General features: G+C 63.3%; 18 protein-coding genes. 6 read left to right on the forward strand and 12 right to left on the reverse strand.

The window, feature by feature from the left end; translation table 11 throughout:
• Positions 1–41 precede the first annotated feature (41 nt).
• From OCA5_RS16780 to OCA5_RS16790, 3 genes are all read left to right on the forward strand, one after another.
• A complete protein-coding gene (locus OCA5_RS16780; RefSeq protein WP_012561774.1) occupies positions 42–602 on the forward strand; it encodes a sugar O-acetyltransferase in 561 nt (186 codons plus the stop codon).
• A 73-nt stretch (positions 603–675) separates the two neighbouring features.
• Entirely contained in the window at positions 676–1,848 is a 1,173-nt protein-coding gene (locus OCA5_RS16785) for a divergent polysaccharide deacetylase family protein (RefSeq protein ID WP_012561773.1), read from the forward strand.
• 60 nt (positions 1,849–1,908) lie between these two features.
• Positions 1,909–2,409, forward strand: coding sequence for an RNA pyrophosphohydrolase (locus OCA5_RS16790; RefSeq protein ID WP_012561772.1), 501 nt, complete (start codon positions 1,909–1,911; stop codon positions 2,407–2,409).
• Between the two features lie 173 nt (positions 2,410–2,582).
• On the opposite strand, the gene OCA5_RS16795 is transcribed toward OCA5_RS16790, so the two are convergent.
• From OCA5_RS16795 to OCA5_RS16820, 6 genes are all read right to left on the reverse strand, one after another.
• Positions 2,583–2,993, reverse strand: coding sequence for a F0F1 ATP synthase subunit epsilon (locus tag OCA5_RS16795; protein ID WP_012561771.1), 411 nt, complete (start codon positions 2,991–2,993; stop codon positions 2,583–2,585).
• A 134-nt stretch (positions 2,994–3,127) separates the two neighbouring features.
• Positions 3,128–4,558 carry a F0F1 ATP synthase subunit beta gene (atpD, locus tag OCA5_RS16800; protein WP_012561770.1) on the reverse strand — a complete coding sequence of 477 codons (1,431 nt, stop codon included), beginning with the start codon at positions 4,556–4,558 and terminating at the stop codon, positions 3,128–3,130.
• Positions 4,559–4,579: 21 nt separating this feature from the next.
• A complete protein-coding gene (locus OCA5_RS16805) occupies positions 4,580–4,987 on the reverse strand; it encodes an organic hydroperoxide resistance protein (RefSeq protein ID WP_012561769.1) in 408 nt (135 codons plus the stop codon).
• Positions 4,988–4,998: 11 nt separating this feature from the next.
• Positions 4,999–5,880: a F0F1 ATP synthase subunit gamma gene (locus OCA5_RS16810; RefSeq protein ID WP_013913413.1), complete on the reverse strand. Its 882-nt coding sequence runs from the start codon at positions 5,878–5,880 to the stop codon at positions 4,999–5,001.
• 140 nt (positions 5,881–6,020) lie between these two features.
• The gene (gene atpA / locus OCA5_RS16815) at positions 6,021–7,553 is read right to left on the reverse strand and encodes a F0F1 ATP synthase subunit alpha (RefSeq protein ID WP_012561767.1); all 1,533 of its coding nucleotides are present in this window, start codon (positions 7,551–7,553) and stop codon (positions 6,021–6,023) included.
• The gene (locus tag OCA5_RS16820) at positions 7,553–8,113 is read right to left on the reverse strand and encodes a F0F1 ATP synthase subunit delta (protein WP_012561766.1); all 561 of its coding nucleotides are present in this window, start codon (positions 8,111–8,113) and stop codon (positions 7,553–7,555) included. Before OCA5_RS16820 ends, atpA begins: the two co-directional genes overlap by 1 nt.
• A 622-nt stretch (positions 8,114–8,735) precedes the next feature.
• Between OCA5_RS16820 and OCA5_RS16825 the strand changes: the two genes are divergently transcribed.
• A complete protein-coding gene (locus OCA5_RS16825) occupies positions 8,736–9,176 on the forward strand; it encodes a septal ring lytic transglycosylase RlpA family protein (protein WP_013913414.1) in 441 nt (146 codons plus the stop codon).
• A 304-nt stretch (positions 9,177–9,480) separates the two neighbouring features.
• Here OCA5_RS16825 and OCA5_RS16830 read toward each other — a convergent pair whose 3' ends face one another.
• Positions 9,481–11,655 (reverse strand): primosomal protein N', encoded by a 2,175-nt coding sequence (locus OCA5_RS16830; protein WP_041559545.1) that lies wholly within the window; start codon positions 11,653–11,655, stop codon positions 9,481–9,483.
• Between the two features lie 138 nt (positions 11,656–11,793).
• On the opposite strand from OCA5_RS16830, the gene OCA5_RS16835 reads away from it, so the two are divergent.
• Positions 11,794–12,780 carry a tyrosine recombinase XerC gene (locus tag OCA5_RS16835; RefSeq protein WP_013913417.1) on the forward strand — a complete coding sequence of 329 codons (987 nt, stop codon included), beginning with the start codon at positions 11,794–11,796 and terminating at the stop codon, positions 12,778–12,780.
• A 131-nt stretch (positions 12,781–12,911) separates the two neighbouring features.
• Entirely contained in the window at positions 12,912–13,502 is a 591-nt protein-coding gene (locus OCA5_RS16840; RefSeq protein WP_012561761.1) for a DUF4337 domain-containing protein, read from the forward strand.
• Positions 13,503–13,639: 137 nt separating this feature from the next.
• Here OCA5_RS16840 and lpdA read toward each other — a convergent pair whose 3' ends face one another.
• From lpdA to mdh, 5 genes are all read right to left on the reverse strand, one after another.
• On the reverse strand, positions 13,640–15,043 hold the full coding sequence (gene lpdA, locus OCA5_RS16845; protein WP_012561760.1) for a dihydrolipoyl dehydrogenase: 1,404 nt from the start codon (positions 15,041–15,043) through the stop codon (positions 13,640–13,642).
• A gap of 40 nt (positions 15,044–15,083) precedes the next feature.
• Positions 15,084–15,827, reverse strand: a complete 744-nt coding sequence (locus OCA5_RS16850) for an SDR family oxidoreductase (protein WP_012561759.1) — start codon at positions 15,825–15,827, stop codon at positions 15,084–15,086.
• A gap of 79 nt (positions 15,828–15,906) precedes the next feature.
• Entirely contained in the window at positions 15,907–17,148 is a 1,242-nt protein-coding gene (gene odhB / locus OCA5_RS16855; protein ID WP_012561758.1) for a 2-oxoglutarate dehydrogenase complex dihydrolipoyllysine-residue succinyltransferase, read from the reverse strand.
• A 97-nt stretch (positions 17,149–17,245) separates the two neighbouring features.
• Positions 17,246–20,197 carry a 2-oxoglutarate dehydrogenase E1 component gene (locus OCA5_RS16860; RefSeq protein ID WP_012561757.1) on the reverse strand — a complete coding sequence of 984 codons (2,952 nt, stop codon included), beginning with the start codon at positions 20,195–20,197 and terminating at the stop codon, positions 17,246–17,248.
• Positions 20,198–20,466: 269 nt separating this feature from the next.
• On the reverse strand, positions 20,467–21,435 hold the full coding sequence (gene mdh / locus OCA5_RS16865) for a malate dehydrogenase (RefSeq protein WP_013913418.1): 969 nt from the start codon (positions 21,433–21,435) through the stop codon (positions 20,467–20,469).
• Between the last annotated feature and the right edge of the window lie 49 nt (positions 21,436–21,484).

The following is a 21,484-nucleotide window of genomic DNA, read 5'->3' on the forward strand; positions in this document are numbered from 1 at the left end:
TTCTTTATTTCAGGGTTACCAACAGCGATACGAGGCAGCCGATGAGCAAGACCATGAGCGAAAAAGAAAAGATGCTCGCAGGCGAATTGTATCTGCCGAGCGATCCGCAGATTCAGGCCGACAGCGCCGCAACGCAGGTCTGGCTCGCGCGCTACAATGCAATGCTCGGCCAGCCTGCCGCCGCACGGCTTGCCGTGCTGCGCGAGCGGATGACGACGGGTGAGCAGTGCGACCTGCGCCCGCCGTTCTATTGCGATTACGGTTTCAATATCCGTCTCGGCACAGGCGTGTTCATGAACTTCAACTGCGTCGTGCTCGACGTGACCTATGTCACCATCGGCGACCGCACCCAGATCGGCCCCGCCGTGCAGATCTACGCCGCCGACCATCTGCGCGATCCCGCCCAGCGCCGCGAGGGGTTTGAATTTGCCCGGCCGGTCACGATCGGTTCCGATGTCTGGATCGGCGGCGGTGCGATCATTCTGCCCGGTATCACCATCGGTGATGGCGCCCTGATCGGCGCAGGGAGCGTGGTGACGTCCGACGTTGCCGCCGGCACGACCGTGGTCGGCAACCCGGCTCGCCCCCGCCGGGCTGTCTGAGGGCCAAGGCCGGGCGAGGCGATCCCACCTGCTCATGGTAGGATTCGCGCGATGATTCGCAGGGCCTCCCACCGTGGTCGATGATTTCAGCGCGCCGCTCGGGCAGAATGCGCCGCGCCGGCGTCGCTTTCGGCTGCCTTTCACCGCGCCGCAGGCCATCGCCACCGTCTCAGGCCTGTTTCTGCTGACCTTTCTCGGCTTTGCGATCTTCGGGCGCGACCCGATGGGCGGCGAGCCGATCGTGACCGCAACCTACGACCCCGCCAAACTGCCGGGCGCGACCCAGTCCGCCATTCCGCCCGCCGCTCCGATCACCGCTGCCGCGCCGAACGGGCAGAAGACCGTCACCATCATCGATGGCTCGAGCGGCCAGCGCCGCGAAATGGTGGTCGGCGCTGAAGGCTCCACGGATACCGAGAGCGACACCCCGGCGCTCCAGACCGGCATCAACCAGCGGCTTCTCGAGAACTCACGTTACGGCCTCGTGCCTATTTCCGCCGACGGGCTGAAGCCCTGGCGCGTCTATGCCGCAAGCACCGATCTGCAGCGCGCCCGCGCCGCCACCATGCCGACGATCTCGCTTGTGATCGGCGGGCTCGGTGTCGGCTCGGCCAAGACCAATGACGCGGTGCTGCGCCTGCCGGGCGCGGTGACGCTCGCCTTCACACCCTACGGCTCCGATCCCGGCAAACTGATTGCACGCGCACGCGCGCAGAAGCACGAAGTGCTGCTGCAGGTGCCGATGGAGCCCTACGATTATCCTGATAACGATCCCGGCCCGCAGACGCTGCTCGCCACCGCAAGCGCGGAGCAGAATGTCGATCGTCTGATGTGGCACATGAGCCGCTTCCAGGGATATGTCGGCCTTGCGAACTTCATGGGCTCGCGCTTCGTCGTCTCCGACGCCGCGATGCAGCCGATCGTGCAGGAAGCCGCGCGCCGCGGCCTCGCATGGTTCGACGACGGCTCGGTGCCGCGCAGCCTCGCCGGCCAGCTTGCAGGCGCGCAAGGTGCTCCGTCCACAACCGCAGATCTGGTGATCGATCAGGTTCCGACGTCGGCCGAGATCGACAAGAATCTCGCCAAGCTGGAGAACCTCGCACGCGAACGCGGCACCGCCGTCGGCATGGCCTCGGCGCTGCCGGTGTCGATCGAACGGATCGGTGCATGGGCGCAGCGGCTGGAGAATCGAGGCATTCTTTTGGTGCCGTTGACAACCACCCTGATGAAATCAAAATCGAGCTGACCTCCAGCGCCTTCCCTCAGCGCGCCGGAGCCAACAGCCATACAGTCGAAGGTCTCTCTCATGGCGCGTTACGAAGATCTGCCCTACCGCAGTTGCGTCGGCATGATGCTTCTCAACCCCAAGGGGCTTGTCTTCATCGGCCGGCGGGTCGGCGGCACCGAGTTGATCGATCCCGCGCATGTCTGGCAGATGCCGCAAGGTGGCATCGATCCCGGCGAGGATTACTGGGAAGCAGCGCAACGCGAACTTCTCGAAGAGACCAACGCACGCTCGATCGAAAAACTCGCCGAGGCGACCGACTGGTTCACCTACGATATCCCGCGCATGATTGCCGGGCGCTCATGGAAGGGCCGCTATCGCGGCCAGCGGCAGAAGTGGTTTGCGATCCGCTTCACCGGCGATGACAGCGAGATCAATGTCGCCTCACCCGCCGGCCACAAGGCGGAATTCGTCGACTGGCGCTGGGAGCCGATGCAGAATCTTCCCAACCTCGTCGTGCCCTTCAAGCGCCCGGTCTACGAGCGCGTGGTGAAAGAGTTTTCCCGCTTCGCGGGGGAGTGAGGCAGGCGGGCTGCCCCACCGTCATTGCGAGCGACGTCTCCTTCACCTCTCCCCGGCGGGGAGAGGGAGCGCATCGCGAGTTGCGGAGGGGCTTACCCTTCAACAAGTAGCTTCACGCAAATAAGAAAAAGCCCCGCCAAAGCGGGGCTTTTTGATTTTCAAAACCGAGAGCTTTAGTGCATCCCGGTCGACGTGATGTGCTGCTGGATGACCTTGAAGTGGTCGAGCCGCGCGATCGCCTTGTCGAGCTCGTTGCCGGGCTCTTCGTTCTTCAAGTTCGATTCCATCTCCTCGATCTGGCGAGCAAATGCCGCGCGGTCGAGATCGGCGAGCGAGGTTGCCGTGTCGGCAAGAACCGTGAGCCCCTTCTCGGAGACTTCGGCCAGACCGCCGAGCACGATGATCTTCTCGTGCTTGCCGCCGATGGTGACGGTGAGAATGCCCGGGCGCACGCTCGCCACCAGCGGCGAGTGTCCCGCGAGCACGCCGAAGTCGCCCTCGACGCCGGGAACGTCAACCTGCTCGACCTCGCCCGAGAAGGCGATCTTTTCCGGCGAGACGAGATCGAAGTGGAAGGTAGCCATGTTCACTTCTCGTTGTCTTCACCTCTCCCGCTTGCGGGGGAGGTCGAACGCGCAAGCGTCCGGGAGGGGGAGATCGGGAGGAAGCAATGCCCCCTCCCCGGCCCTCCCCCGCGAGCGGGAGAGGGAGAAAACTCTTACGCCGCTTCCGCCGCGAGCTTCTTACCCTTCTCGACGGCTTCCTCGATGGTGCCGACCATGTAGAAGGCTGCTTCCGGCAGGTGGTCGTACTTGCCCTCGCAAAGGCCCTTGAAGCCCTTGATGGTGTCGGCGAGCTCGACGAACTTGCCCGGCGAACCGGTGAAGACTTCCGCGACGTGGAACGGCTGCGACAGGAAGCGCTCGATCTTGCGGGCGCGCGCCACCGTCAGCTTGTCCTCTTCGGACAGTTCGTCCATGCCGAGAATGGCGATGATGTCCTGCAGCGACTTGTAGCGCTGCAGCACCTGCTGAACCATGCGCGCGGTTTGATAGTGCTCCTCACCGACGACGAGCGGCGACAGCATGCGCGAGGTGGAGTCGAGCGGGTCCACCGCCGGATAGATGCCCTTTTCCGAGATCGCGCGGTTGAGCACGGTCGTCGCGTCCAAGTGGGCGAACGAGGTCGCCGGCGCCGGGTCGGTCAAGTCGTCGGCCGGCACGTAAATCGCCTGCACCGAGGTGATCGAACCCTTGGTCGTGGTGGTGATACGCTCCTGCAGCGCGCCCATGTCGGTCGCAAGCGTCGGCTGATAACCCACCGCCGAAGGAATACGGCCGAGCAGCGCCGACACTTCCGAGCCCGCCTGCGTGAAGCGGAAGATGTTGTCGACGAAGAACAGCACGTCCTGGCCCTGATCGCGGAAGTGCTCCGCAACGGTGAGGCCGGTGAGGCCGACGCGGGCGCGCGCGCCCGGAGGCTCGTTCATCTGGCCGTAAACGAGAGCGCACTTCGAACCTTCGCCACCGCCCTTCTTGTTCACGCCCGATTCGATGAACTCGTGATAGAGGTCGTTGCCCTCGCGGGTACGCTCGCCGACGCCGGCGAACACCGAGTAGCCGCCGTGGGCCTTCGCGACGTTGTTGATCAGTTCCTGAATGAGCACGGTCTTGCCGACGCCCGCGCCGCCGAACAGGCCGATCTTGCCGCCCTTGGCGTAAGGCGCGAGCAGGTCGACGACCTTGATGCCGGTGACGAGAATTTCAGCTTCGGTCGACTGCTCGGTATAGGCCGGCGCTTCCTGGTGGATCGCGCGGGTGCCGTCCGCCTTGACCGGACCGCCTTCGTCGACCGGCTCGCCGACGACGTTCATGATGCGGCCGAGCGTGCCCTCGCCGACCGGCACCTTGATCGGTGCGCCGGTGTCGGTGACTTCCTGTCCGCGCACCAGACCTTCGGTGGTGTCCATCGCGATCGCGCGCACGGTGGATTCACCGAGATGCTGCGCGACCTCGAGCACCAGGCGATGACCCTGGTTCGTGGTTTCAATCGCGTTCAGAATCGCCGGCAGATAACCGTCGAACTGCACGTCGACGACCGCACCGATGACCTGCGTGATGCGTCCGACCTGATTGGCGGGTTGGGCCATGGAAACTCTCTCCTTGATAACTTAGACGGCGATCAGCTTGACGGGGACGTTCCCCTTGGTCGCCTTGGAATACGGGCAAATCGAGTGGGCATCTTCGATCAGGGCCTGCAGCTTGGCCTTGTCGGCACCCGGCAACGCGACACGAAGCTCAGCCGACAGCGAGAACGAGCCATCGTTGATGTTCAGCGTCACGTCGCACGTCACTTTCGCGGCCTGGCCGTCGAGGCCGTGCTTCTTTGCAAGCACGAGGATCGCCTGACCGAAACAGGCCGACCAGCCGAGCGCGAAGAGCTGCTCGGGATTGTGTCCCTCACCCGAGCCGCCGATGTCCTTCGGCAGCGCCATCGCCAGCGCGAGGCCGCCGTTTTCCAGAACAGCACGGCCGTTGCGGCCGCCGGACGTTGTCGCCTGTGTTGAGTAAGATGGCATTGCTTCTCTCCTCAGATAGCCTCGGCGCCGGAGATGATTTCGATCAGTTCCTTCGTAATCATCGCCTGTCGGGTGCGGTTATAAATCAGGGTCTGCTTGCGGATCATGTCCCCCGCGTTGCGGGTTGCGTTGTCCATCGCGGTCATCTGCGCGCCGTAGAACGAGGCGTTGTTCTCAAGCAGCGCGCGGAAGATCTGGATCGCGAGGTTGCGCGGCAGAAGGTCGGCAAGAATTTCGTTCTCTTCCGGCTCGTAGTCGTAGACGGCAGAGGCGGACGCAGCCCCCTCTTCCTTCTCTTCGATCACGAGCGGGATGATCTGCTGAGCGGTCGGCACCTGGGCGATCACCGACTTGAACTGCGAATAGAACAGCGTGCAGACGTCGAACTCACCAGCCTCGAACATGCCGACGATCTTCTTGGCGATGTCCTCGGCGTTCTTGTAGCCCAGCACCTTCACCGAGCGCAGCTCGACGTTGCCGACGATCTGCTTCTCGAACAGGCGGCGGAGCTGCTCGTAGCCCTTGCGGCCGACGCAGAAAATCTTGACCTGCTTGCCCTCGTTCATCAGCGCGAGAGCGCGGTCGCGCGCAAGACGCACGATCGAGGAGTTGAAAGCGCCGGAGAGGCCGCGCTCGCCGGTGCACACCAGAAGAAGATGAACCTGATCGCGTCCGGTGCCGGACAGAAGAACCGGCGCGCTGTCGGAACCCGCCGCGGCGGAGGCGATGTTGGAAATCACCGCGGCCATCCGCTCGGCGTAAGGCCGCGCGGCTTCCGCCGCCATCTGCGCGCGGCGCAGCTTCGAGGCCGCGACCATCTGCATGGCCTTGGTGATCTTTTGCGTCGCCTTGGTGGAGGCGATGCGGACACGCATGTCCTTGAGTGAAGCCATTCCGGTCTCGTCCACTACATCTCGGTTGCACCCCCTCTCCCGCTTGCGGGGGAGGGCCGGGGTGGGGGCGCTTAAAGATACCCCCTCCCGACCGGCCTTCGCCGGTCGACCTCCCCCGCAAGCGGGAGAGGTGAAAGCGTTTAAGCGAACGTCTTGACGAAGCCGTCGACCACGCTCTTGAGCTTGGCGGCGTTATCGTCGGAGAGATCGCGGCTGTCGCGGATCGCGTTCAGAATGTCGACGTGCTTGCCGCGCAGAAGCGACAGCAGCCCGTCCTCGAACGCGCGCACCTTGTTGAGCGGCAGCGCATCGAGATAGCCGTTGGTGCCGGCCCAGATCACGACGACCTGCTCTTCCATCTTGAGCGGCGAGAACTGCGGCTGCTTCAGAAGCTCGGTCAGACGCGCGCCGCGGTTGAGGAGGCGCTGGGTCGAAGCGTCGAGGTCCGAGCCGAACTGCGCGAACGCCGCCATTTCGCGGTACTGCGCGAGCTCGCCCTTGATCTTGCCGGCGACCTTCTTCATCGCCTTGGTCTGCGCCGAGGAGCCGACGCGCGACACCGAGAGGCCGACGTTCACCGCTGGGCGGATGCCCTGGAAGAACAGGTCGGTCTCAAGGAAGATCTGACCGTCGGTGATCGAAATCACGTTGGTCGGAATGTAGGCCGACACGTCGTTCGCCTGGGTCTCGATGACCGGCAGCGCGGTGAGCGAGCCTGCACCGAGCGAGTCGTTCAGCTTCGCCGAGCGCTCGAGCAAACGGGAGTGCAGGTAGAACACGTCGCCCGGGTAAGCTTCACGGCCCGGCGGGCGGCGCAGCAGGAGCGACATCTGGCGGTAGGCGACGGCCTGCTTGGACAAGTCGTCATAGATGATGACGGCGTGCATGCCGTTGTCGCGGAAGTACTCGCCCATGGTGCAGCCGGTGAACGGCGCGAGGTACTGCATCGGCGCGGGGTCCGAGGCGGTCGCGGCAACGACGATGGAATATTCCAGCGCGCCCTGCTCTTCGAGCACCTTCACGAACTGCGCGACGGTGGAGCGCTTCTGACCGACCGCGACGTAGACGCAGTAGAGTTTCTGGCTTTCCGGAGCGCCGGCGACGTTGAGCGGCTTCTGGTTGAGGATGGTGTCGAGCGCCACCGCGGTCTTGCCGGTCTGGCGGTCGCCGATGATGAGCTCGCGCTGGCCGCGGCCGATCGGGATCAGCGCGTCGATGGCCTTGAGGCCGGTCGCCATCGGCTCGTGCACCGACTTGCGCGGAATGATGCCGGGCGCCTTGACGTCGACGCGCTTGCGCTCGTCGGACTGGATCGGGCCCTTGCCGTCGATCGGGTTACCGAGCGCGTCGACGACGCGGCCGAGCAGCCCCTTGCCGACCGGAGTGTCAACGATGGCGCGGGTGCGCTTGACGGTCTGGCCTTCCTTGATTTCGCGGTCGGCGCCGAAGATCACGATGCCGACGTTGTCGCTTTCAAGGTTCAGCGCCATGCCGCGCGTGCCGTTCTCGAACTCGACCATTTCGCCCGCCTGGACGTTGTCGAGACCATAGACGCGGGCAATGCCGTCGCCGACGGAGAGAACCTGACCGACTTCCGAGACTTCGGCGTCCTGACCGAAATTCTTGATCTGGTCCTTGAGGATTGCGGAAATTTCCGCGGCGCGGATGTCCATCAGCCTGCCTCTTTCATCGCGTGCTTGATCGAATTGAGTTTGGTGCGAAGCGAACTATCAACCATGCGGCTGCCGAGCTTGACGATCAGCCCGCCGATGATCGAAGGATCCACCTTCACGTTGAGATCGACGTCCTTGCCTGTCACTGATTTCAGCGAGGCTTTCAGCGCGTCGAGATTCTTGTCGTTGAGCGGCTCGGCGACCGTGACGTCGGCCGTGGCTTCGCCGCGGAATTTCGCGACCAGCGCGCGGAAGGCGCGGATCACATCGTTCACCGCAAACAGGCGGCGATTGGCGGTCAGAACCTTCAGGAAATTCGCGGTGATGCCGGTAATGCCCGCTTTGGTGAGCACGGCGTCGAGCGCCTTGCCCTGCTCCTGCGCGGTGAAAACCGGACTGCGCACCAGCCGGACGAGATCCGGATTATCCGCAAGCAGGGCCGCGAACTTGTCGACATCGGCGCGCACGGCGTCGATCGACTTCTGGTCTCGTGCGAGTTCGAAAAGGGCGGTCGCGTACCGTCCGGCCACGCCTGAAACTGAGGTATCGTCAGTAGCCACGAAATGCTCTTCTGCTGTTGAAGGTCTCAGGAAAATCCACCGCCGGGGAACAGGCGCCAGGAATTCGCGCCAAGCGATGTAAGCCCCTGAAATTCAAGCTGAACTTCGATCTCTGGCCAAGCCGTTCCGCCCAGCGCCTTGAAATCGCGGGCTTGCTAACATAGGGCGCTCACAGGCGCAATATGACCATAACGACCATAGGGGATTCCTGGGCTCGGACCTTCGAACGAGGAGTCCGAAGGACGGGCCGAACAACGAGCGGCCTTCCCTCCGGTGCTTCAGCCACAGCGGGTTCCGAGCATCCCGCTCAAATCATAGGCATATGCATAATTGTAATAGCCAAGGTGGAAAACGGCGGCACCTTCTATTCGCACGCAGCCGGACTGAAATCTTGGCTATTAAGAAGAGGCAAATACATATCGAGCGGTAATAGTATATATTAAGTATTATCTAGAGAACCGAGCGCATTGCCTCGGGTCCTCCCAACATGTGATACGGCGAGGAACTTAATTACACGCCCTGTTTATGCCTTATTGATCGATGAACCAGCGCCCCAAGTGCAGCAGGCACTCATTTATAGCCTGCTAGCCAGTTGGATCACCGAGATATAAGGGAACATTTGATGTCGAATGCTTTGAGGGGGAGGCGGCGCGCGGCCTCTGCAATTCGTAATACTTCACTCGCTGCTTTATCCATGGCCTGTGTTATCGGCCTCGGCACTAACGCCTCGGAAGCCCGCAGCCAGAAATCCTGGCGCAATGCCCAGGCCTCGATCTCAAGCGGCCACAGCTTCTCCGGGGTGGCTTCCTATTACGGCAATGAATCCGGCAACAGCACCGCGTCCGGCCAGCGCTTCAATCAGAACGCCATGACCGCCGCCCATCGCACGCTGCCGTTCGGCACCCGCCTCAAGGTCACTCATGGCAGCCGCAGCGTCGTCGTCACCGTGAACGACCGCGGGCCGTTCATCCGCGGCCGCGTCCTCGATCTCTCGAAGGGCGCAGCCCACGCCATCGGCCTCACCGGCCGCGGCGTCGGACGGGTTGTCGCCGAAGTTCAGTAAGCTCGAGCATGATGCCGAAAAGTGCGAAGCGGTTTTCGGATCGCATCATGCTCAATCAAACGAGTTCGTAGCGTAGCGTTGTTGCGTGAGTTGAGCTGAGTAGAGTTGACGAGAGCCGGCGCAAATGCCGGCTCTTTCGTTTTTTTGGACAGCATATTTTCGTCATGGCCGGGCTTGACTCGGCCATCCATGTCCCAAGGCACAATGAAAATAAGACGTGGATCACCGGGACAAGCCCGGTGATGACGATCGAGTGCATTCCAACATTCCGATTGCCTTGTCGCTACGCTCCTCGGAATGACAGCTAGAGGAAACTCTGCGGGTCGATATCGACTTCGAGCGTGAGGCTGCCTTTGGTCTTTGGCGCGGCCGCGAGCCAGGTCCGCAGATAACCCGACAGGTCGAACACGCGCTGCGACTTCACCAGAATGCGAAAGCGGTGACGCCCCTTGATGACGGCGAGCGGCGCTTCCGCAGGCCCCAGCACGATCACCCGTTCCTCGCGCGGCGCAAGACCCACGAGCTTGCGCGCAAAGCCTTCCGCATCCGGCCGGTTCGCCGCAGCAATAATGAGTGCCGCGAGCCGTCCGAACGGCGGATAGGCCGCGCGCTCCCGCGCCTCGATCTCGCTGTCGTAGAACGCCTTGCGATCGGAGGCGACCAGCGCCTTCATCACCGGGTGTTCCGGTTGATGCGTCTGCAAATAGCCAACGCCTCGCCCCTGCTCGCGCCCCGCACGCCCGATCACCTGATTGAGCAATTGAAAAGTGCGTTCGGCCGCGCGTGGATCGCCGTTGCCAAGGCCGAGATCGGCATCGACCACGCCGACGAGGTTGAGGCGCGGGAAGTTGTGCCCCTTCGCCACGAGCTGCGTGCCGATGATGATATCGACGCGCCCCTCAGCAATCTCGTTCAGTTCCGACCGCATGGTCTCGATGTCGGTGATGAGATCGCTCGACAGCACCATGGTGCGCGCTTCGGGGAAAAGGTTCGCGACTTCTTCCTGCAACCGCTCGACGCCGGGGCCGATCGCGGCGAGCGATTCCTCCGCGCCGCATTGCGGGCACTGATGCGGACGCGGCATCGAGAAGCCGCAGTGATGGCAGACAAGCCGCTGGCGAAAGCGATGATCGACCAGCCACGCATCGCAGATGTTGCACGAGAAGCGATGGCCGCAGGCACGGCATAGCGTCAGCGGTGCATAGCCGCGGCGGTTGAGAAAGAGGAGCGCCTGCTCGCGCCTCTCCACCGCGAACTTCACCGCCTCCGCAAGCGGCGGCGAAATGAAGCGGCCGCGCGGCGGCCCTTCGCGACGCAGATCGATCGCCTCGATCTGCGGCATATGCTGGCCGCCGAAACGTGACGGCAGCGCGATGCGCGTGTAGCGGCCGGTGCGGGCGTTCACTTCGGTTTCGACCGATGGCGTTGCCGACGACAGCACCACGGGAATTTTCGCGATGTGCCCCCGCACCACCGCCATATCGCGGGCATGATAATGCGCGCCGTCGCTCTGCTTGTAGGCCTGGTCGTGCTCCTCATCGACGACGATGAGGCCGAGATCGGCATAAGGTAAAAACAGCGCGGAGCGCGCGCCGACCACGATCTGCGCTTCGCCATTCGCCACCGCGAGCCAGTTACGCGCGCGCGTGCGCGGCGTGAGCTCGGAATGCCACTCGATCGGCCGCACGCCGAAGCGTTGCGAGAAGCGGTCGAGAAATTGTCCGGTCAGCGCGATCTCCGGCATCAGGATCAGCGCCTGCCGTCCCTTGCGGATGATCTCGGCGACCGCCTCGAAATAGACTTCGGTCTTGCCCGAACCGGTGACGCCATCGAGCAACGCCACTGCGAAGTCATCCTTCTGCGCGAGCGCATGCATCTCCGCCGCCGCCGCGCTCTGCTCGGGTGAGAAATCCGGCTCTGCGAACGCAGGGTCCGGCGGCTGCATCGGTTTTTCACGCGGCATCGGCTCGACCGTGAGCGTGCCTTCATCGACAAGGCCTTCGATCACCGAGACGCTGACGCCCGCTTCCTTTGCCGCTTCCGACTTCGGGCGCAGCAAGCCGTCACTGAGAAGATCGAGCACACGGGCGCGCGCCGCCGTCATCCGCGCGGGCGGCGCACCCACAAGCCGCACGCCAAGACGCACGCGCTCGGGGCCAAGATGCTCACCCATGCGCAGTGTCATCCGCGCCACCATGCCGCGCGAGGCGAGTGTGTAGGTCGAGACCCAATCGACGAAGCGACGCAGTTCCTCGCGCAACGGCGGCACGTCGAGCTTGCCGCTGATATCCTTCAGGCGGTTGTGCAGGCGCGGATCGGGATTGGGGTTTTCGGCCCAGACCACGGCCGTCACCTCGCGCGCGGCGAGCGGTACCGTCACGACATCGCCCACGGTGAGGTCGAGACCCTCCGGCACGCTGTAGGAATAAGTCTGGTCGAGCGCCACCGGGACAAGGACGTCGACAACGCGCCTGGGCATGAGGGCATCCGGCGTGGGATTTAACAAAGGATAAACGGCCCGATGTGAGTATCGCAATTGCGCGACCGCCGCCACCTTCACAGGCGACGCGTCGCGAACCGGCGAAACCCTCGCCTTCACATCGAATTCAATATCGGCATGGCCAAGCGCACATCGAAACCTCAAGCTCAGCCCGACCCCGGCAGCATCGCGCTGCCTGCGACCGGCGATTTTCAGGCCGAGGTCGCACGCTGGCTTGCGCATTTGAAGAGCGAGCGGCGGCTGTCGCCCAAGACGCTGGAAGCCTATGAGCGTGATCTGCGCCAGTGCATCGGCTTTCTCGCGGAACATTGGGGCAAGCCGGTTTCGCTCGCTTCCTTTGCCGGGATTGAAGCCACCGACGTGCGCGCCTTCATGGCGTCGCGCCGCAGCCACGATGTCGCCGGCCGTTCGCTGATGCGTGCGCTCGCAGGGCTGCGCTCGTTCGGGCGCTTTCTGGAGCGCGAAGGCAAAGGCAAGGTCGGCGCACTGTCGGCGATCCGTGCGCCGAAGATTTCCAAGAGCCTGCCGAAGCCGCTCGCGGTGTCGGCTGCACGCCATCTCACCGAAGCCGAGATCCGCGCCGGCGAGGATCGTCCACCGTGGATCTGGGCGCGCGATGCCGCCGTGATGGCGCTGCTCTATGGCTCGGGCCTGCGCATTTCCGAAGCGCTCGGCCTTGCGAGGCGCGACATTCCCGAACCAGGACGCGGCGACGTCATCACTGTGACGGGTAAAGGCAACAAGACCCGGATGGTGCCAGTGCTGCAGGCCGTGCTGGACGCCGTGCAGGATTACATCGCGCAGTGCCCCTATGAGCTTTCGCCGGACAAACCGGTGTTCGTCGGCGCGCGCGGCGGGCCGCTTTCCCCGCGCATTATTCAGTTGACCATGGAACGGCTCCGCGGCGCGCTCGGCCTGCCGGACAGCGCCACCCCGCACGCGCTGCGTCACTCGTTTGCGACACATTTATTATCGCGCGGCGGCGACCTGCGTGCGATCCAGGAACTGCTCGGCCACGCCTCGCTCTCGACCACCCAGATCTATACCGGCATCGACGCCGAACGGCTGATGGACGTCTACCAGAGCGCTCACCCCCGCGCCTGACGCCCGGCGATCACACCCGCGCGATATATCGTGCGCCCTGCGAAAAAAGCAGTTTCCAACACTGCGACGGCCTTGCGCCCGCCCCATCCGCCGTTCAATCGTGCGCGGCCAACCCAGCGGGAGAATCACCGATGAGCGCCCACGAGAGCATGGAGCATGCCGAACATGCGGAGCACGCCTCCGGCTCCAACAAGAAGATCGCGCTTCTGATTGCCGTCATCGCCCTGTTCCTCGCCTTCTCGGAAACGCTCGGGAAAAGCGCCCAGACCGAATCGATCAGCAAGAACGTCGAGGCCGCGAACCTCTGGGCGTTCTTTCAGGCAAAAAGCATCCGCCGCACCACGGTACAGACCGCGATCGAGGAGATGAAAGTCGCGAGCGCGACCTCCCCGGACGAGGCGGTGAAAGCTGCCGCCGCCAAGCAGATCGACGTCTGGCAGAAGACCGCCGCGCGCTATCGCTCAGAGCCGGAAACCGGCGAGGGCTCCGAGCAACTTGCCGCCCGCGCCAAGCATGCCGAGCACGACCGCGATCTTGCCGCCGCGCGCTATCATCATTTCGAGCTCGCCTCGGCAGCATTCCAGATCGGCATCGTGCTGGCGTCGGCCACCATCATCACCGGCATGGTGGCGCTCGCCTGGGGCGCGGGGTTGCTCGCGGTGATCGGCCTTGTCTTCACCGGCATCGGCGTGTTCGCACCGCATGCCGTGCATTTGATATAAGAGCGTTCCCAATGCGTCATGGCCGGGCTTGACCCGGCCATCCACGCGCTTCGGCACAGTGGGAAGTAAGACGTGGATCACCGGGACAAGCCCGGTGATGACGACCAGTGCGTGTGAGGTCGCCCCTACGGCAACCGTCACATATGAATAGCGCGCTTGGCGACCGCCATCGCCGCTTCCTTCACGGCTTCCGAACGGGTCGGGTGCGCGTGGCAGGTGCGTGCGAGATCCTCCGCCGCACCGCCGAATTCCATCAGCACCGCGCATTCGTGAATCATCTCGCCCGCCTCGGCACCGATGATGTGCGCGCCGAGCACGCGGTCGGTCTTGGCATCGGCCAGAATCTTCACGAAACCATCGGTGGTCTGGTTGACCTTGGTGCGGCCGTTCGCGGTGAACGGAAATTTTCCGACGTTGTAGACAACGCCGGCCTGCTTGAGTTCTTCCTCGGTCTTGCCGACCGACGCGACTTCCGGGAAGGTGTAGATCACGCTCGGGATCACGTCGTAATTGGTGTGACCCGCCTGGCCCACGAGCGTCTCCGCCACCGCAACGCCTTCATCCTCCGCCTTGTGCGCGAGCATCGGCCCAGCGATGACGTCGCCTATCGCGTAGATGCCCTTCACATTGGTCGAAAGATGCGCATCGGTCTTGATACGACCGCGCTGATCGAGTTCGACGCCGGCCTCCTTCAGGCCAAGGCCATCGGTGTAAGGCACGCGACCGGTCGCAACCAGCACGACATCGGCTTCCAGCGTCTCGCCGTTGCCACCTGCAACCGGCTCGACCTGCACCTTCAGCGTCTTGCCCGACGAATCGACGCCGGTGACCTTGCTGCCGAGCTTGAAGGCAAAGCCCTGCTTCTCGAGAATGCGCTGGAACGACTTCGCGATCTCGCCGTCCATGCCCGGAATGATGCGGTCGAGGAATTCGACCACGGTGACCTTGGCACCGAGACGCCGCCACACCGAGCCGAGTTCGAGGCCGATCACGCCCGCGCCGATCACCACGAGGTTTTCCGGCACCTTGTCGAGCTTCAGCGCGCCGGTTGACGACACGATACGGGCCTCGTCGATCTCAACACCCTTGAGCTTCGCGACATCTGAGCCGGTGGCGATGACGATATTCTTGGTCTCCAGCGTCTCGGTCTTGCCGTCCGCGCCTTTCACTTCGACCTTGCCGGTGCCGATGATGCGGCCAAGCCCGGTGAAGGTCTCGATCTTGTTCTTCTTGAAGAGATAGCCAACGCCTTTGACGTTGCCGTCGACACCGTCGTCCTTGAACTTCATCAGCGCCGCGAGATCGAGCGTCGGTGTGCCAACACCGACACCCATCTTCGGCAGCATGTGCGCTGCTTCCTCGAAGCGCTCGGACGCGTGCAGCAGCGCTTTCGAAGGAATGCAGCCGACATTGAGGCAGGTGCCGCCGAAGGTCGGGTTCTTCTCCACCACCGCCACCTTCATGCCGAGCTGCGCCGCGCGAATGGCGCAGACATAACCGCCCGGGCCGGTGCCGATAACGACGAGATCGTAAGAAGACATTGCTCTATCCTGTTCTAAATCGCTGTTGTCAGGGCGAACGTCAGCGCCCGCCCGACACATCCATCGTTGTTGCCGTCACATAAGAAGCATCTTCGGAGATGAGCCAGACAATGGCGTTGGCAATCTCCTCAGGCGTGCCGACACGCTGCATCGGCACGGTATTCGCCAGACGGCGGGCAAACTCGGCGTCGCCGCCGCTGGCATGAATTTCCGTATCAATCAGGCCCGGGCGGACTCCGACAACGCGCACGCCCTCGTTGCCAAGCTCCCGGCCAAGCCCCGTCGTCACGGCATCGATTGCAGCCTTGGAGGCGGCATAATCGATGTACTGCCCGGGCGCGCCGAGAACGGCAGCACGGGACGACAGATTGACGATCACCCCGCCCTTGCCGCCATGCTTCGTCGAAAGACGTTTCGTCGCCTCGCGTGCGCACAGCATGCTGCCGACAACATTGACAGTCATCATCCGGGAGAGCCGCGCAGCGGACATTCCATCAAGGCGCGCGGCCTGATCGACAATGCCGGCATTATTGATGAGCGCCCATAGGGAGCCGAATTGGTCGGCCTGCTTGAACAGATTGAGGATATCGGCTTCGGAGCCGACATCGCACTTCACCGCAATCGCCTTGCCGCCACCCGCTTCGATTTGCCCGACAACCTCGTCGGCCGCCGCCTTATTGCTCGCGTATCCGACCACGACGTCATGGCCACGCGCAGCCACCGCGAGCGCAACGGCACGACCGATGCCGCGACTTCCCCCCGTGACGATGACAACTCTGTTCATCAGACCCTTCTCTCGAGGCGATGAAACGCCTGCGAAAAGGCGAGCCGCGACCAGCAAGGCCGCAGATCGGAAATCTTCGTTACAGGTCGAGCACGAGCCGCGCCGGGTCCTCGAGGTTCTCCTTGACGCGGACGAGGAAGGTCACCGCTTCCTTGCCGTCGATGACGCGGTGATCGTAGGACAGTGCGAGATACATCATCGGCCGCACCTCGACCTTGCCGCCGATCGCGACCGGGCGCTCCTGAATCTTGTGCATGCCGAGAATGGCGGACTGCGGCGCGTTGAGGATCGGAGTCGACATCAGCGAGCCATAAATGCCGCCATTGGTCAGGGTGAAGGTGCCGCCCTGCATCTCGTCGATCTTGAGTTGACCGTCGCGCGCGCGCTTGCCCAGATCGGCAATGGTGGTTTCGATCTCGGCGATCGATTTGCGATCGCAATCGCGCACCACCGGCACCACGAGGCCCTTGTCGGTGCCGACGGCGACGCCGACATGATAATAGTTCTTGTAGACGATATCGGTGCCGTCGATCTCGGCGTTCACTGCCGGAATTTCCTTCAGCGCCTGCACGCAAGCCTTCACGAAGAAGCCCATGAAGCCAAGCTTCGCGTGGTGCTTCTTCTCGAACATCTCCTTGTATTGGCCACGCAGGGCCATGACGTTCGACATGTCGACCTCGTTGAAGGTCGTCAGCATCGCGGCGGTGTTCTGCACGTCCTTGAGGCGGCGGGCGATGGTCTGGCGCAGTCGCGTCATCCGCACCCGCTCCTCGCGCGCGGCATCATCCGGCGGCGAAGGCGCGCGCACCTGCAGCGAGGCGGCAGGCTGGTTGATCGGCGTCGGGGAGGCCGCTGCCTTCTCGATTGCGGCTAGCATGTCGCCCTTGGTGACGCGGCCATCCTTGCCGCTGCCGGCAACAGTCCCGGCATCGATGCCGCTCTCGGCTGACAGCTTGCGTACGGAGGGCGCCTGCGGCGCATCAGCCGGCGGCGATTTTTGTGAGGGAGCCGGAGCAGCGGCGGCCGCAGCCGCAGCAGGCTTCGCCGGCGCCGCCTCTGCGGGCTTCGCCGCGGCAGGCTTGGCCGCACCTTCGGTGATCTGGCCGAGCAGCGCGCCAACGGCGACCGTCTCGCCATCCTTGACGACGATTTCGCCGAGCGTGCCGGCGGATGGCGAGGGCACCTCGATCGTCACCTTGTCCGTCTCCAGTTCGACGAGCGGCTCGTCGACGGCAACGGCGTCGCCGGTCTTCTTGAACCAGCGGCCAATGGTGGCCTCGGTGACGGACTCGCCGAGTGTCGGAACGCGGATTTCAGCCATGTCTTGCCCTTTTTGCGTCTTCGGCAGCGGGAGCCACCAACGCTTCTTCTAAAAATCATCAGCAGCGGCGCGTGGCGCGCCGCCGCTAAAAATCGTCTCAGCCGAGCGCCTCGTCGAGCAGCGCCTTCAACTGGGCGAGATGCTTCGACATCAGGCCCGTCGCGGTCGCAGCCGATGCGGCACGGCCCGCGTAACGCGGACGCTTGCCGGTGGCGCCGATCTGGTTGAGCACCCACTCGAGATACGGCTCGATGAAGTGCCACGCGCCCATGTTGCGCGGCTCCTCCTGGCACCAGACGAATTCGGCGCCCTTGAAGGGTTCGAGCACCTGCACCAGCGTCTTCAGCGGCACCGGATAGAGCTGCTCAATGCGCAGCAGATAGATGTCGTCGATGCCGCGCTTCTCGCGCTCCTCGTAGAGGTCGTAATAGACCTTGCCGGAGCAGAGGATGACGCGGCGGATCTTGGCGTTATCGACCAGCTTGATCTCGCCGCCCGTCTCCGCGTCGTCGCGCAGGATGCGGTGGAACGACGTCTCCGGCCCGAACTCGTCGAGCTTCGAAACCGCGCGCTTATGGCGCAGCAGCGACTTCGGCGTCATCAGGATCAGCGGCTTGCGGAACTCGCGCTTGAGCTGGCGCCGCAGCACATGGAAATAGTTCGCCGGCGTCGTGAGGTTCGCAACCTGGATGTTGTCTTCCGCGCACATCTGCAGGAAGCGCTCCAGTCGCGCCGAAGAATGCTCCGGTCCTTGCCCCTCATAGCCATGCGGCAACAGGCAGACGAGGCCGGACATACGCAACCATTTGCGCTCGGCGGAGGAGATGAACTGGTCGAACACCACCTGCGCGCCGTTCGCGAAGTCGCCGAACTGCGCCTCCCACATCGTAAGCGCGTTCGGCTCGGCCAGCGAGTAGCCGTATTCGAACGCCAGCACGGCCTCTTCGGACAACAGCGAGTTGATGACCTCGTAATTGCCGACCTTGCCGCCGAGATGGTTGAACGGCGTATAGCGGCTCTCGTCCTCCTGATCGAACAGGACCGAATGGCGCTGGGAGAAGGTGCCGCGCTCCGAATCCTGACCAGAGAGACGCACGTTACGTCCGTCCTGCAGCAGTGTGCAGATCGCAAGCGCCTCGCCGGTCGCCCAGTCGATGCCCTCGCCGCTCTCGATCGCCTTGGCGCGATTGTCGAGGAAGCGCTGCACGGTGCGGTGCAGATGGAAACCATCGGGCGCGACAGTGATCTTCTTGCCGATCGCCTTCAGCTCTTCGAGCGGCACGCCGGTCATCACCCGGCCCGGTTCGACGCCCGCCTCGGACGATTTGAAGCCGGTCCACTTGCCGTCGAGCCAGTCGGCCTTGTTCGGCTTGTAGCTTGTGCCGGCTTCGAGCTCGGCATCGAGCCGCGCGCGCCAGTCGGCCTTCGCCTTTTCGACTTCGCCTTCGGTGACGACGCCATCGGCGATCAGCCGCTTGGAGTAGATATCGAGCGTCGAAGCATGCCCGCCGATCTTCTTGTACATCACCGGCTGGGTGAACGCAGGCTCGTCGCCCTCGTTGTGACCGTGGCGGCGATAGCAGAACATGTCGATCACAACAGGCTTGTGGAAGCGCTGCCGGAATTCGATCGCAACCTTGGCGGCAAACACCACCGCCTCGGGATCGTCGCCGTTCACATGGAAGATTGGCGCATCGATCATCTTCGCCACATCGGAGGGATAGGGCGAGGAGCGCGAGTAACGCGGATAGGTGGTGAAACCAATCTGGTTGTTGACGATGAAATGCACCGAACCGCCGGTGCGATAGCCCTTGAGATCGGACAGCGCGAAGCATTCCGCCACCACGCCCTGGCCTGCGAATGCCGCGTCGCCATGCATCAAGAGTGGCAGCACCGAGATGCGGTCATCGGCCGGATCGCCGTTCTGGTCCTGCTTGGCGCGGGTTTTACCGAGCACCACCGGATCGACGATCTCGAGATGCGAGGGGTTCGCCGTCAGCGACAGGTGCACCTGGTTGTTGTCGAACTCGCGGTCGGAAGAGGCACCGAGGTGATATTTGACGTCACCCGAGCCCTCGACCTCGTCGGGGTTGGCGGAGCCGCCCTTGAATTCGTGGAACAACGCGCGGTGCGACTTGCCCATCACCTGGGTCAGCACGTTGAGACGGCCGCGATGCGGCATGCCGAACACGATCTCGCGCACGCCGAGATTGCCGCCACGCTTGATGATCTGCTCGAGCGCGGGGATCAGCGCTTCGCCGCCATCGAGGCCGAAGCGCTTGGTGCCAGTGAACTTGAGGTCGCAGAATTTCTCGAAGCCTTCCGCTTCGACAAGCTTCATCAGGATCGCGCGGCGACCCTCGCGGGTGAAGCTGATTTCCTTGTCCGGACCCTCGATGCGCTCCTGAATCCAGGCCTTCTGCTCCGGATTGGAGATGTGCATGAATTCGACGCCGAGCGTCTGGCAATAGGTACGCTCGCAGATCGCAACGATCTCACGCAGCGTGCCGTATTCAAGGCCGAGCACGTGATCGAGGAAGATCTTGCGATCGTAATCGTCGTCGGTGAAGCCATAGGAGCGCGGATCGAGCTCCTCATGGTCGATCTGCTCCTGAATACCGAGCGGATCGAGATTGGCGTGGAAGTGGCCGCGCATGCGGTAGGCACGGATCAGCATCAGCGCGCGCACCGAATCGCGCGTCGCCTGCATGATGTCGCGGGCGCTGACCGAAGGCGTCGCGGCCGCAGCACGCGCCGCGATCTTGTCGCCGACGACCTTTTCGATCTGCGCCCAGTTGCCGTCGAGCGCGGAGGTCAGCTCATCGGTCGGCGCAAGCGGCCAATGCGGCTTTTCCCACGACGGGCCGCGGGCGTTCTTGTCGACATCGGCTGGCGGGTCGTTCAGGCTTTGGAAAAATGCCTGCCATTCCGGGTCGACCGAGGACGGGTCCGCGTCGTAGCGGGAGTACATCTCGTCGATGTAGGTGGCATTGGCGCCGTCAAGGAAGGAAGTAAGGGCGAAGTTGGCGTTCGCGTCCTGGCGGGACATATCGTGTCCTGATGGGCTGAGACGACGACCAGAAAACTGAACCCGACATTCAGTTCTGCGTCGTCAATGTGATAACGCACTCTCTACCCTATTTAGGGCGAAAGTTCGCAGATAAAAGACACAAGCGATGAATTAGCAATTCGCATTATCGCTGCAACGCTACTGGCGTTTAGAATACCAGAATTTGAATTCACCAATGAAAACGGCCGGTCTTTGGACCGGCCGTTCGTTATCGAAAGCGCGACGTGACGTCGCATAATTTAGTGGAATTATTTTCCAAGAAGATCGGGCGCGATTTTCTTGCACGCATCGACAAGCGTCTGCACCGCGACGACGGATTTGTCGAAGCCTTCGCGATCCTTGCCCGAGAGTTCGATCTCGACGATGCGCTCGACGCCCTTGGAGCCGATCACCACCGGCACGCCGACATACATATCCTTCACGCCGTATTCGCCGGAGAGATACGCCGCGCACGGCAGCACGCGCTTTTTGTCGCGCAGATAGCTTTCCGCCATCGCGATCGCGGATGCGGCGGGTGCATAGAAGGCCGAGCCGGTCTTGAGCAGGTTGACGATCTCCGCGCCGCCGTTGCGGGTGCGGTTGACGATCTCGTCGATGCGGCCCTGCGAGGTCCAGCCCATCTTCACGAGGTCCGGCAGCGGAATACCGGCCACCGTGGAATAACGCACCAGCGGGACCATGGAGTCGCCGTGGCCGCCGAGCACGAAGGCCGACACGTCCTCGACGGAGACATTGAATTCATCAGCCAGGAAGTAGCGAAAGCGCGCCGAATCCAGCACGCCGGCCATGCCGACCACCTTCTTCGCCGGCAGCTTCGAGGACTTCTGCAGCGCCCAGACCATCGCGTCCAGCGGGTTGGTGATGCAGATCACGAAAGCGTCGGGCGCATATTTGGCGATACCGGCGCCCACCTGCTCCATCACTTTCAGATTGATGCTGAGAAGATCGTCGCGGCTCATGCCCGGCTTGCGCGGAACGCCTGCGGTGACGATGCAGACATCGGCGCCATCGAGCGCCTCGTAGGAATTCGTGCCCTTCATCACGGCATCGAAGCCGCTGATCGGCGAGGACTGGGCGATGTCGAGCGACTTGCCCTGCGGCACGCCCTCCACGATGTCGAACATCACGACGTCGCCAAGCTCCTTGAGGCCGACGAGGTGAGCGAGGGTGCCGCCAATCTGGCCGGACCCGATCAACGCAATCTTGTTACGTGCCATGTGAAAAATGTCCCTGTGAGGCAAGGTGAACCGAGGCGTCGAAACCCGT

Source organism: Afipia carboxidovorans OM5 (assembly GCF_000218565.1).
GTDB classification, from domain to species: Bacteria; Pseudomonadota; Alphaproteobacteria; order Rhizobiales; family Xanthobacteraceae; genus Afipia; species Afipia carboxidovorans.

Coding starts and splice junctions, on each gene's coding strand:
- OCA5_RS16835 (WP_013913417.1), top strand. CDS start 11,794: ATGGCCAAGCGCACATCGAAACCTCAAGCTCAGCCCGACCCCGGCAGC.
- OCA5_RS16825 (WP_013913414.1), top strand. CDS start 8,736: ATGTCGAATGCTTTGAGGGGGAGGCGGCGCGCGGCCTCTGCAATTCGT.
- OCA5_RS16840 (WP_012561761.1), top strand. CDS start 12,912: ATGAGCGCCCACGAGAGCATGGAGCATGCCGAACATGCGGAGCACGCC.
- atpD (WP_012561770.1), bottom strand. CDS start 4,558: ATGGCCCAACCCGCCAATCAGGTCGGACGCATCACGCAGGTCATCGGT.
- mdh (WP_013913418.1), bottom strand. CDS start 21,435: ATGGCACGTAACAAGATTGCGTTGATCGGGTCCGGCCAGATTGGCGGC.
- OCA5_RS16850 (WP_012561759.1), bottom strand. CDS start 15,827: ATGAACAGAGTTGTCATCGTCACGGGGGGAAGTCGCGGCATCGGTCGT.
- lpdA (WP_012561760.1), bottom strand. CDS start 15,043: ATGTCTTCTTACGATCTCGTCGTTATCGGCACCGGCCCGGGCGGTTAT.
- OCA5_RS16860 (WP_012561757.1), bottom strand. CDS start 20,197: ATGTCCCGCCAGGACGCGAACGCCAACTTCGCCCTTACTTCCTTCCTT.
- atpA (WP_012561767.1), bottom strand. CDS start 7,553: ATGGACATCCGCGCCGCGGAAATTTCCGCAATCCTCAAGGACCAGATC.
- OCA5_RS16780 (WP_012561774.1), top strand. CDS start 42: ATGAGCAAGACCATGAGCGAAAAAGAAAAGATGCTCGCAGGCGAATTG.
- odhB (WP_012561758.1), bottom strand. CDS start 17,148: ATGGCTGAAATCCGCGTTCCGACACTCGGCGAGTCCGTCACCGAGGCC.
- OCA5_RS16810 (WP_013913413.1), bottom strand. CDS start 5,880: ATGGCTTCACTCAAGGACATGCGTGTCCGCATCGCCTCCACCAAGGCG.
- OCA5_RS16795 (WP_012561771.1), bottom strand. CDS start 2,993: ATGGCTACCTTCCACTTCGATCTCGTCTCGCCGGAAAAGATCGCCTTC.
- OCA5_RS16830 (WP_041559545.1), bottom strand. CDS start 11,655: ATGCCCAGGCGCGTTGTCGACGTCCTTGTCCCGGTGGCGCTCGACCAG.
- OCA5_RS16790 (WP_012561772.1), top strand. CDS start 1,909: ATGGCGCGTTACGAAGATCTGCCCTACCGCAGTTGCGTCGGCATGATG.
- OCA5_RS16805 (WP_012561769.1), bottom strand. CDS start 4,987: ATGCCATCTTACTCAACACAGGCGACAACGTCCGGCGGCCGCAACGGC.